Source organism: Mesorhizobium sp. M4A.F.Ca.ET.050.02.1.1, assembly GCF_003997725.1.
Classification (GTDB): domain Bacteria; phylum Pseudomonadota; class Alphaproteobacteria; order Rhizobiales; family Rhizobiaceae; genus Mesorhizobium.
The window spans coordinates 1-2,028 of the sequence record NZ_RZSG01000964.1; the positions used below are offsets into that span (position 1 = coordinate 1).

Annotated in this window: 2 protein-coding genes; both read right to left on the reverse strand. The window is 62.2% G+C overall.

The genetic code is table 11. The features are described 5' to 3' along the window. Positions 1-78: 78 nt before the first annotated feature. Entirely contained in the window at positions 79-366 is a 288-nt protein-coding gene (locus EOA33_RS33700; protein ID WP_126054107.1) for a hypothetical protein, read from the reverse strand. Positions 367-735: 369 nt separating this feature from the next. Next, positions 736-2,028: von Willebrand factor type A domain-containing protein (locus EOA33_RS33705; RefSeq protein ID WP_127407580.1), on the reverse strand; the 1,293-nt coding region annotated here is incomplete at its 5' end.

The following is a 2,028-nucleotide window of genomic DNA, read 5'->3' on the forward strand; positions in this document are numbered from 1 at the left end:
ACCCCAACCACCGCCGAGACCAGCGAAGCTCGCCGCGAACGCCGTCGCGGGCGGGCCTGAACCAATCGGCCGTTTCGGCTATTCGCTGTTTTCGGCGTAGCGCGACAGTGCTGTCTTGATGTCGGTGGTGCTGCCGGCGTCGCTGCCCATCGTCACCAATGCGCCGGATGCGCCGGGATCGCTGATCTGCTCCAGCATGACGCGGAAGCGGTCGTTGTTGAGGGCCGACATCGCGGTGGTGCGGGCGGCATCGACATCGCTCTTGATGCGTCGGGATTCCGCCGATGGCGTCGGTGAAACGGTCGCTCCCGGCGCCTGCGCGTTCCTTGCCGCTGGCGTCGAATTCGCGATGAACCTGATCTGCAACTTTGGCCCCCCACAAGCCTGTCTATTAGCTCTTCGTAACAAGAGGGGATTGCGATCATCTTCCCGAAAAACCACGCAATTTAACGATCTGCCGAAATCGGGAGCCGGGTTTGGAATCTGTTTAGATTCAGGTCAGGCCGAGCCGGAGTCGAAGACGGGCGCGAAGCGAACAAACTGGGAGGTCTGAGAACCGCGCGTGAGCACCGCAAGCGCAGGACGACGACGTTTGCAGGCCGCCTTGCCTGAATCTCGACAGATCCTCAAAAAAAGGCCGGCAAGGTTTTCCTTGCCGGCCTGCCTCACCCGCCCGTAGGCCGGCTCCCCCGTATCAGAACGATCCCGTCTGAAAGGAGCCGGCCGTTATTGCCACTACCGGTTACCGCCCAGCGCCGAGGCAAGGCGCACAAGCGACAAGAATTCCGACCTGTAGCCAAACGGATCGGCTCCTCGGGCGGCGGTGGCAATCTCCATGATCTTGTCGTAACCGAACTTCGCGGTCGCATCCTCGTCGCGCAGCTTCTGGCCGAACGCGGCGACCGCGACCGAGAAGCGCTGATCGGTGCCGGCCTGGTCGAAGGACTGGACCTCGTTGGCCGATGTCACCGGCGTGGTGATCAGCTTCGAGGTGTCCTCGTTGGGCAGCTTGTAGCGGATCTTGACGAAGGCATATTCGTCGGCATTGGCGACGCCGCCATTGTTGACCGTCGCCTGGCCGTAGCGCAGCGGGTCAATCTGCTCGCCGCCGCTGCCCTTCGGTGTGATCTCGTAGATCGCGGTCACCGAATGGCCGGAACCGATATCGCCGGCATCGACGCGGTCGTTGTTGAAATCCTCGCGGTTGAGCGCGCGGGTCTCATAGCCGATCAGCCGGTATTCCGAGACCTTGTCCGGATTGAACTCGACCTGGATCTTGACGTCCTTGGCGATGGTGAACAGCGTCGAGGACGCGTCCTCGACCAGGACCTTCTCGGCCTCGGCGAGCGTATCGATATAGGCGGCGGTGCCGTTGCCGTTCTGCGCGATGGTCTGCATCATCTGGTCGTTCAGATTGCCCCGTCCGAAACCGAACACCGACAGGAAGACGCCGGTCTTGCGCTCCTGCTCGATCAACCGCTTCAGGTCGTCGTCATCTGTCTGGCCGACATTGAAGTCGCCGTCTGTGGCGAGCATCACACGGTTGACGCCATCCTTGACGAAGGATTGCTGGGCAAGCTTGTAAGCTTCCCGGATACCCGCCTCGCCCGCCGTCGAGCCGCCAGGCTGCAGATGATCGATGGCCGACAGGATCTTGTCCTTCTCGGCGACCTTGGTCGGCATCAGCACCGTGCCGGCGTCGCCCGCATAGGTGACAATCGAGACGGTGTCGTCGGGCTTGAGCTTGCTGACCAGCAGGCGGAAGGCCGACTGCAACAACGGCAGCTTGTCCTGCTCGTTCATCGAACCCGACACGTCGATCAGGAACACCAGGTTGGCCTTGGGCTGCTCGGTCGGCTTGACGTCGAAACCCTTGATGGCGACGTGCATCAGCTTGGTGTGCTCGTTCCACGGCGTCGGCATGACGCTGACGGTCGAGTTGAACGGCGTCGAGGCCGCTTCCGGTCCCTTCCAGTCATAGGGGAAGTAGTTGATCATCTCCTCGACGCGGACCGTGTCGGCCTGCGG